Origin of the sequence: Geothrix fermentans DSM 14018, assembly GCF_000428885.1 — a bacterium.
Classification (GTDB): Bacteria; Acidobacteriota; Holophagae; order Holophagales; family Holophagaceae; genus Geothrix; species Geothrix fermentans.
Genome location: NZ_AUAU01000040.1, coordinates 1 through 10,135, shown reverse-complemented (window position 1 = coordinate 10,135; position 10,135 = coordinate 1). Strand labels below are relative to the sequence as shown.

6 protein-coding genes are annotated in these 10,135 nt (G+C 55.1%); 2 read left to right on the top strand and 4 right to left on the bottom strand.

Translation table 11 applies throughout. The features are described from left to right. Window positions 1-593: 593 nt before the first annotated feature. The 4 genes from G398_RS20840 to G398_RS22120 form a co-directional block, all read right to left on the bottom strand. Window positions 594-1,538 (bottom strand): SEL1-like repeat protein, encoded by a 945-nt coding sequence (locus tag G398_RS20840; protein WP_157492382.1) that lies wholly within the window; start codon window positions 1,536-1,538, stop codon window positions 594-596. 8 nt (window positions 1,539-1,546) lie between these two features. Further along, complete coding sequence (locus G398_RS20835; protein ID WP_169720650.1) at window positions 1,547-6,802, bottom strand: tRNA wybutosine-synthesizing protein 4 beta-propeller domain-containing protein; 5,256 nt, start codon at window positions 6,800-6,802, stop codon at window positions 1,547-1,549. A 121-nt stretch (window positions 6,803-6,923) separates the two neighbouring features. Then, window positions 6,924-8,810, bottom strand: a complete 1,887-nt coding sequence (locus G398_RS20830; protein WP_157492380.1) for an Ig-like domain-containing protein — start codon at window positions 8,808-8,810, stop codon at window positions 6,924-6,926. A gap of 288 nt (window positions 8,811-9,098) precedes the next feature. Continuing rightward, window positions 9,099-9,260 carry a DUF1508 domain-containing protein gene (locus tag G398_RS22120; protein WP_084512463.1) on the bottom strand — a complete coding sequence of 54 codons (162 nt, stop codon included), beginning with the start codon at window positions 9,258-9,260 and terminating at the stop codon, window positions 9,099-9,101. Window positions 9,261-9,486: 226 nt separating this feature from the next. Here G398_RS22120 and G398_RS20430 point away from each other — a divergent pair, with 226 nt between their 5' ends. Next, the gene (locus tag G398_RS20430; RefSeq protein WP_169720649.1) at window positions 9,487-9,657 is read left to right on the top strand and encodes a tyrosine-type recombinase/integrase; all 171 of its coding nucleotides are present in this window, start codon (window positions 9,487-9,489) and stop codon (window positions 9,655-9,657) included. A gap of 218 nt (window positions 9,658-9,875) precedes the next feature. Continuing rightward, window positions 9,876-10,135: hypothetical protein (locus G398_RS17735; RefSeq protein WP_043484816.1), on the top strand; the 260-nt coding region annotated here is incomplete at its 3' end.

Genomic DNA, 10,135 nt, shown 5'->3' with positions numbered 1-10,135 from the left:
GGCCCTGGCCCCAGCAGGTGTGCGGGATGAACTGCCACGACCCCGAGCAGGTGCAGCAGCGCATCCTCGAGCACGAGCTGATCCACTACAAGCTCTTCCTGCCTTGAACTGCCCTTGAATCAACCAGCTCGACTGCGCCGGAAAGAGCCCGGACAGTCTCGGTGACAGGTGCAACCTCTTGGCCAAACCATCGCGAGGAACTCCACCGATGACCGGCATTCCCTTGCTGGGGCAGAAAGAAGAGAATTCACGGTCATTCCTACTCGGTGGGTCTGGCTTCCGAGGGGAGCGTAGGCGGGAAGAAAGGGTGAGGGCAACACACCCCTCCGACATTGCGCCAGGAAATGCGCCTGGCGCGCTCCCGGATCGCGGGGTGTCCGTGGAAGGATTCGACACATCTATGCGCCAAAGACCTCACAATCCAGCGCTTCGCTTGCGCCCGGCCATGAGCCCCCGAGATGACGGGGGGGGCTCACGACCAGGACAAACGGCAGGGGGGAAAACAGAAAAGGGCCGAGGCCCCTTTCTGAAACTGCCGAAAAGCGGGAGGGTCTTATCTCGAACATCGGCAGTGGATGGAGAACAAAAATTCACTATCTCTTCTCTGGCCTCTTCGGAAAATTCGCGGACCCAATCTCTGGTAGGCGCTCTTGCACCAAGTCCCAACCCACCAATTCCTCAGCCTTCTCCCACCATTCCCATGCTTTCACGGGGTCGGTCTTCCTCGTTGAAGGGGGTTGCGGAATGGACCTGCTTGGGTCCGTGCGGTCAGTAACGGCAGTTGTTTTCCCACCCCCTACCGACGGGAAACCGAATGCGTAGAATCGGCCCATTTCAACCATGGCCACCCAATCCCCATCATTCGCAGCCTTCTCGATCCAGTGGACTTCATGAGTGCGCATACCATATCGGCATGCAGAGTCCCGATCGAATTCAGCAGCCTTTCTCAACCATTCCATCCACTCCTTCCCAGAAAATAATGAGCGATGGGCAGGATCATCCTCGATTGGAGGAATAGGTCCATAATTTGCCATAGCCACAATCGCCTCGGGATCTCCTTGTTTGGCTCGATCCTCAAACATGCGCTTCCCTTTGACCCACCATTTAATGGCTTCTTCTTTATTTTTATCTAGACGCCAAAGGGAATCAGCGTAGACACCCATTGCAGATGGTTCGTCCAACCAAGCTGCCTGCTCGACAAGTTTTCTGCGGCGCTCTTTCAAGGCTTTATTCTTCTCTTGGTTTTCTTGATCCCATGGAAGATTGTCAGCCAGCATGATCATGGCCTTGGCATTGCCTTGCTTAACGAGTACCTCAAGCTTTTCCCGAATAAGAGCCTTGGGGAAAACCTCCGTTTCAACGCCGTCATGCCACTTGTTTGCGCGGATCATGGCGAAAACATCACCCTCTTTGCCTCGCTCAAAATCCGATCTGAGCCTTATTGGCATCTTGGCAGGAATTTCTTTGGGCATCCCTGATGCCTCTTGCCCGTTTAACCCCAAAGACACCGATAGCAGCATTGCGACTAACAATTGCATGGGCTCTCCTAATTTAAAAAATTCTTGGATTTTGTTCCCCACTGTAAATGGAGGTGATTCGTGTGGACACCCTGAGGCGTGGTGTCTCCAATCCACTGCTTGTCATCAACACCCCATGGTTGAGGACGATCTGATTCCGGCTGGATTGCAGGATTATTGGTGAGGTTTAGATCGCTGTACCAGATAGAGCCCGAAGTGGTGCCATCTGTCCAAGGGGCGGACAACGGAATACAAGCACCTGTAAGCATCAGGTCCCGCAATTGCTGCGCCTCAGCGACGAACTGTGGGTATCCATCGCCCGCCGTTGACATGTAGATGAAGCTGTTGAGGCCAAAGGGGCCCACGGTATCCACCGTCATAAAATCGCGGATTTTCACCCGTGCGTTCCGAATCCATTGGGCCAGCTTCCTCACAGCATCAGGGTCTGATGGGACGGTTCTTATGGGTTGATAATTTGCATCTCGTTCAACCCAACCCCGCGCCCTTTGTAGCGTTGGAATTAGTTGAGTATCTCTAAACTGGGTTCCACTGGTGTTGCTCACACTCCCAATGAAGGTGGTGTACGCCGGGTGGTACATATCCGCCTGACGACCATCAAGGTGGCTGTATGAGTGCCCGGTGTTCCTTCCGTGTTCCAAACTAATATCGTTCACTGGCTCCAAAAGCCCACGTTTGGCTGGATCAGAAACCCACGAGAATGTGCTTAGATTACACCATTGATCATTGTTGCGCGTTCCATAAGATTGCCCTTGAAAGAGTTGGGATGCATCCCAATGGGCCTGAATAATCGTTGGCACATTCCATGGCGGCAGGGTGAAGGGCTGGCCGGAAACTCCGTTCAATGTGTAGTAAATCTTGAACTCATAGTTGAGTGTGTCGGAGGGTGGTAATTGACCGTTGACACCATACTGAATTGCAGAGGGAGCATTTGTCTTCATGGTCACGCGCACTTTGTAGAACTCAGTTACGTGATCTGATGGGGTACTTGCCGGAAGCCAGGCTTGAAGCCATTGCTTTCGTAAATATTCTCTTTCAGCTTCATCAGTCGGATCTCCGGGAGGCGCAGGGAGTCCGTGATAATAAGTCACATCAGACCGAGAAAAGAGTTGTGAATAATCAGCAGAAATTGGACCGTTCACTACCTGGTTTTGATTACCAGCCTTTAGAGTCACTGCGAATCCAGTGATTGAATAATTGGGGCTTGGTTTCTTGATCTTAAGAATGAAATACCGATTTTCTTCATTAACCCCACCGGCCATGGGCACGCTGATTGTAGCTTTTTTGGGAATTAAGCCTTCATGCCAGGTATCCCCAATTTCTGGAGCTAGCACTTTGGCTACTTTGTCGTATTTCAATGACGCTTCCTCAGGGCATGCAATTACATTCCAACTGCTTGAAATCACACCCATCAGCGTTGATCCGGAAGTCAGCGTATTACCCGCCAGATCCGCCGCCGCCATCATCTTCAAGCCATTACTCTGTGATTGCTGAGCAGGTGGTTCCATCGGAGCCTGAACCTGACCAGCCACAAACACGCTGCCGTCTTGAAGGAGCGCTAGTTTTGGCTCGGACAATCCGTAGTCGAGGTGATCCATGACGGAGAAAGTCCCCGAGTCCGGATCAAAGAGTTCACTTGTCTTGGGCCAGCTCTTGGAACCATCCCCATATTGAGTGATACCACCAACAACCATCACTTTCCCGGTGGGCAGGAGAATCGCCGCATGGTCTCCGCGAGCTTCACTCATATTCCCCGCAACGGTCCATATGTTCGACGCAGGATCGTAGATTTCAGATTGATTTGTGGAAATCCCATACCACCACCCATCCAGGGCAAGTTGGAAGGCCTGATACCCGCCTGTAGCCAATACTCGTCCGTCGGACAGCACCGTCAATGTGTGGCCCAGACGAGGGGTCAGCATCGGAGCCACCGTGGTGAAGGTCTGAGAGGCCCCATCGAAGATCTTCGACTCGGACAACGAGACACGGCCACCGTCACTGGTTTTCTGTCCACCGCCCGTCATGAGGACACGTCCGTCGAGCAGTTTGACGACGGCCGTGCCAATCCAGGTATTGACGTAATTCGAGGAATCCACCCACATGTACGAGCCGGGGGTGTTCGGATCTGGAACCAGATTGGTCAGATCGAAGGTCCCCGTCGCCGGGATGAACACGTCGGATCGATTGATCCAATAGTCGTTCGGATCATCCGTTCCCCCCACGACCAGAACTTGGCCGTTCGCCAGGAGAGCCGCCGCCCCACTGTCGGCATCTCCGGTTTCCGTCGGAGCGGAATGAGCCCCACGCATGAACCCCGCCGGGAAAGTCGGGAAGCCCGGCGGCACGGGAAGCGCCTGGAACGTCCCGCTCGCGGGATCATAGATCTCGCCCCAACGCACACCTTGAAGCTGCGTGATTGCATTCGGGTCCGTGGGCCACTTGAAGTAGCCAGATCCACCCGCGATGAGCACCCGCCCATCGTTCAGGAGCGTGGCCGTATGCCATCCCCTCGCTTGCAGGAGGCCGCCGGTGGGAGCGAACGTCTTTGAATCTGGGTCGTAGAGGTAGGCTGTCGAAAGATAGCTTGCTCCGTCGTAGCCCCCGGCGATCAGGATCTTCCCATTCTGAAGGGAGGTCACGCTGTAACCCTTCCACGCGCCCGACGGCGCGCCAGCAAGGGGGGTCACGGAAGACACCACCGTGATGACCGCTGATCCGTTCAGCACCGGATTGACTGTGCTGGTGGCAAAGACCCGGTACGTGCCCGGCTGGTTGGCCACAAACACCCCGGAGGTATCCACCGTGGCCGTGGCAGGCCCGTTCTCCACAACCCAGGTCACGGACTGGTCGTCCAGGCCCGCAACGACGGCCGAGAAGCTTTGGTAGGTCCCCGAAGGAATGGACACTGTGTCCGGCGCGACCGCGACACCCTGATTCGTGGGGGTGGCATTTCCAGAACCACTTCCTCCCCCACCCGCAAGCACCGTGATCGTCGCCGTGGCGGTCTGGGATGGATCATCGGGGTTGATTCCGACGAGGTGATAGACCCCTACCGTGGTGGGGGCAAAGTACTGCCCCGCGTCCGTCACCAAGCCTCCGGCAGTACCCTCCAGAATTGTCCACTGCACCTTCGGGCGGATGGCGCCCGAACTGTCCATGGCTTCAAACAAGGTGGATTGCCCCGTGCCCAACGTGAGGGCCGAGGGCATCACGGCCCAGGCCAGGGGTTGGGCCGCGTTTACGGTGATCCCAGCCGGGGGGGAGATGAGGGAGGGAGTGGCCCGGCTGGTGGCCGTGACCGTGTAGGCTCCTGCCGCAGGGCTGCTGAAGAACGCCGAGGCCGTGCTGGCATCGGGTGCCAGGTTGCCCCCGGTTGCGGCCCAGTCGAGGCCGAGGCTGGGGTCGGTCGTGGCATAGGCTGTCCCGAGGAAGAGCCGCTGGCCAGGCTGAAGCGTGGCCGCCTGGGGCAGGATCGACAGGGTGGGCGTAGAGCTGGAGGGTGCCGACACCTGGATGGTGGTGATGGCCGACACATCCGGGTTGGCCGTGCTGGTGGCCGTGACGGTATAGAGGCCCGGGATCAGCGGAGCCGTATAGAAGGCCGCGGCGCCTTTAGGAAGGATGTTCCCGCCCGAACAACTCCAGACGATGCTCGTATCGGAACTCCCCGTCACCTGGATGGAGGAACCCAGGCTGAGGCTCTGACCCGTCATCAGGGCAGTGTTGAGAGGGGTGATGGAGAGCGTGACCTGAGGCCGAATGACGGTCACCACTGCCGTCGCGCTGCGGGTGGGGTCCAGCACGCTGGTCACGGTCACGTGGAAGGAACCTGGGGTGTTTCCGGGGGTGTAGGTGGCGGACAACCCGATACCAGAGATGGCTCCCTTGGGATCGTCCGTGCTCCAGGTCACCGCCGTGCTACCAGTGGAAGTGATGGACGAGCCGAATGAAAGGGGAATCCCCGTGTAGACGATGGCATTGGTCGGAGTGATCCCGATTGCTGTGATGGGGCTGACAATGACTTGAACGTCCTTGGCGGCCCCTCCGTAATAGTTGCTTACGCTGAGGGTGTAGGTTGTGGTCTTGGTCGGATAAAGCCTGAAACTTGAATAAGATGTCACATTCCAACTCTGCCCTCCGTTGCCGTATTGGTCAGGGGGAGTCGTGAGAACTTGGTAAGTGGCACCGGTTGATTGCCAACTGAGCGTAGTGGGTGCCCCAGCTGGCACCACGGTGGGACTTGCCGTGAAACTGGCGAGGGTGGCGGGGATCCCGACAACCACAGTGCTTGTGGCACTCTTTGTTGGATCAAAGAGGCTCGTAGCTGTAACGGTGTAGCTCCCTTCAGCTACCGGGGCCGTGAAGATGCCCTCCACTGTGATCGCTCCTGCAGGCACCGAACTCCATGTCACGCCACTGGGGGTTCCCTGGGTGCCGCTTATTGAGGCCGTGAAGGATCGGATGGTACCGGCTGGCATGTACTGAGTGCCGCTTGGATTGATAGACACATTCCAGACAGCCCACTGGGTGAAAGAGACTCTCGATTCCTCAATGCCGGAGGCATTGCTCGCAACTAAGGCGAAGCTCGCAGTGGCCGATGTCGCGGTCATGCTTGCCGTGCTCACACCCATGACATCCAGGTCCTGCAAGACGGTCCCGCTGTTATCACGCATTTGAAGGTGAATGGCATCCGCCCACTGAGTATTCCAGGTGACATTAACGACCGTGCCGGCTTGGCCCGAGACTTTGTCGAGAACCAAGTCATTCACGATAGGGGGCGTGGGAATCACCCGTACGGTCGATACGGATCTGCCACTAGCAGTGGTCGCCACGACATGATAGATTCCGGCCGTGGTAGGGGCGTGGTAGGTGCCATCCTGGGCGACTGTTCCGCCTACCGCCCCCTCCAGGACTGACCAAGTGATCGGTTCAGTCTTTGCGGTCCAGCAAGAGAGTTTGAATGGTTCACCCAGGGGGATGGCGAAACTCGCAGGGAAAGTCGTGACGGGCAAATTAAGTTTGACTCGCCAAGGTTCAACAGCTCCATTATTCATTAATTCAATCAAAGAATCACCTTGGGCAGTCATCCCAATCCAGCGCGTTCCTAGGGGAATTTTCAGATCCTCGCTGACAACCACAGCATTCTTCACAGAATCATAGAAAACAATATATGACCCTCTGAATGCCGGGGTCTCGAAGGAAGAGCCAATGGACGCACGCTGGATGAACCCTATCGGATAGATGCCATCACCGATGGGTTCCCACATAGAGATTGCAATGGTGCTGTTTGGAGCCTGGATTTTCCTTGCATAGGTATCTGAAATTGGATCCCAGATGCCAATCCACTGAGAATAAATGGGGAAACTCGATTCCGAAAATGTACTACGCTCAAGTAATGAGTACCTTCCCATCAGCCATAAGTGCCGCACCTGCAATGCGGCTAGTTATGCCATTCTGACCAGCCCACCACCCCTTGAAACCTGCAGCTAGGGTTGAAGTCTTCGTCGTAAGATTCAATACCTCTGGCTGCCCCCCGCCAAGAAGCACTCGGCCATCCCGCAACAGGACCGCCTTTCCAAAAGCCATTTCGTTTTGAGAGTTCCAATAATCGGTTGTTCCTGTTCTAATATCTCGGGTTTCTATCCAACTCGTAGACCTAATAATGGGATGAACCAAATAATAGTTATGCGCCGCATCATCCCAAAATGTGTAAGCACCCTCTCCATTTAGGAGCGTAATTCTACCATCAAGTAATTGAAGTACCTGTGCACCACGATATCTATCATGAAGTCCCTGCTCGGTATTATCTAAACTGCCATACGGTCCAACGAGGGAATCAGCAACAAAGCCATCATGTGCAGCTCCACCGAAATAAGAAACGCCCCCATCAGCTCGGACCAAAGATACGTGATTGGCCCTGAATACATCAGGTGAAATAGATACGTCTCCAGTAGCAGGGTCATAAATTCGCTCATCGGGCACAGGGACTGATACATCATCATGGATGAATACATTATTAGGGGTTATCTTGCCACCCCCAGCAATTGCGATTTTACCATTAGGCAGAATCTCAACCGAGTAACCACCAGTACGCTTGTCGTACGCTGTGGCCGTCAGTAGTTGTAAGTCTTTCGTTGCCGAGGCTCCTATCGCTGGAGCCACCCAATCGCTTAACAAGGTGAGTGAGGTTTGAGCATTAACTTTTAGGGTAAGTAAATATTGGGTGAGGGTACTCGGTTGGACTGGATATGAATTACCATTGGTAACAACCCCGGGGGCTGGCGACATGGTTGAAGTTGCCCCTGAAGCCGCAAAGTAGGGCGACACCTGAGCGTTTGATCCTGGGAGATAGGCTTGGTTCCCGATCTCAATGCCGTAGATGGTAGGCGTTGTCGCTTCTACAACCGTCACGGGGATTGTCTGGCTTTTGGAGGGATCGTCCTCCGGCGTCACTGTGACCTGATATGTGCCTGCCAACGGGGGAAGTTGGTAAGACTGTGAAGTGGCGCCTGTGGTTATGGACTGAGAGAGTTTGCCACCGGTGGTGGTCCATTTTGCGATACCTGTGGATCCCCCACGAACAGATACTGAAAATCCGGCTAAATATAATGGTGTTTCAGTCAGGGAATTGGGGCTCACATAGAGTGTTACCATAGAAGGGTCCAGCACTTGGATGGTAATACTCGCAAACTTGCTTGAGTCTTCATTACTTGTAGCCGTGATGAGGTATACTCCTGGCATAGAAGGTGCCTGATAAGTCATGCGCGAAGTCCCAGGCGGTTCATATGAATAATTAAACGTTCTTATGATTTCCCCACCATTTAATGACCAAGTGACTCCCAGAGAATTATTGATTCCACCCGTCACTGCCACTTTAAAGGTTGGTTGATCACCAGGATAGAGTGTCTGCAGCATCGCATAATTAGGCGAATCCAGACTGAGTGCGACCTGAATGTTTTTTGCGACTGTGACCGTCGCCGTTCCTGTTTTGGTAATATCCGAGTTCAACGTTGCCTTTATCATGCAGGTGCCTGTATCACTCGGGGCCGTGTAGAGACCTGTCGCGTCAATCGACCCTACTCCGCTGGCGATGGACCAGGTAACTGCAGTCTTGGTAGTCCCCGTTACCGTTGCTATGAACTGTTGTTGAGCATCAGGCACCAGGTTGACCGCGCTCGGACTCACGGTAACGGTAATAGGGGTTGGACCGGCCAGCAGCGGCGTAACTACCGCAAGGCAAAGCGCCATAAACCAGCGGGAAAAGGCACCAAACATGCGCAACCTCGCGGAGATTCAAACCGTGTTGAAATCTGGATCAACTCAAATTCGAAAACGACCCGAGAGCAACCGAAATAACCAATATTGCAATTCAAATACAACAAATTAATACTATTTTATGACATATATCACAATAACAATTATGAAACAGTGTAAAATTTAATATACTCTAGACATATTGTCTCTAATTCCTCGGATGGCAGCGAGAATGGCCAGAGGTGGAGCAGGGTTCAAGCCGTGTGATGCTTCATCATCTGTCCTGGTCCTCTTCGAACCAGGCACCACCTATCCGTGGTAGCCATTCCGTCGTGCGTTTTCAACACAGTCGGCTTGGTTCTTGTAGCCCTGTGATGAGGCACCAACCACTCGACCATTCACCGCGACTCGGCGCCAACGCCACTCACCCTGGGCGTCCTTATAGAACTCCCACTTGTCTTGATCCGACATGATGCCCTCCGAAGTTAGCGAAAAACTACAGAGAGCAGGTAGACACCTCAAGGAGTACCCCCGAACGGTCGTTTTTTGCCGCTGAACGGTAGTGGACTGTTTGTTTGGAGAGTGAGACTTCATCTCTTAGCCAACCTCGACACGCCCCCGGTGCCGCATCCCCCGGATGCCGACCCCTTCCAATCCGAACAGCACCTCACTGGAGATGAATTCAAACGGAGCCTTCATGCCCATCCGCTTCATCGGGAGGGCAGCGAAGGCCATTGGCCTACCCAAGGACATCACCGACCACCGCCTCTGGGCGAGCTTCGCCAACACTCTCAACAAGTGGGGTGTGCCGTTACCGACGATCCAGAAGCTCATGCGGTACTCGAAGGTCGAGACCACGATGATCTAGATTGAGACCCGCGAGGAGGAGATGCGTGGGGCCATCAACCTCGTGGGGTAGGATCCAGCCAAGGGGAAATTCCGATTCCTGCGGGGGGGCCTTTCCGGCTGAAAAGGTCAACAGGGACCACCACCTGAACCTCGATGACAGATTCGATTACAGGCTCACCTGCTGACACATAGCCCGAACATGACCCAACCGGACCGGGATTCCGCCAAAATTGAAGGATGCACCTCACGCTCCGCGCCCGGGCCCAGGCCATCCTCCATGACGCCGGCTGGGACCTGGCGCCGCCCCCGGTGGTGTGGTCGCCGCGGATGGCACGGTGCGCGGGGCTGTTCGTGATCGAGAAGGACTCGCGCGGCAAGTGGCACCCCGAGATCCGCCTCTCGATCCCCCTGCTGCGCCGCCGGGACTGGCCCTGGCCCCAGCAGGTGTGCGGGATGAACTGCCACGACCCCGAGCAGGTGCAGCAGCGCATCCTCGA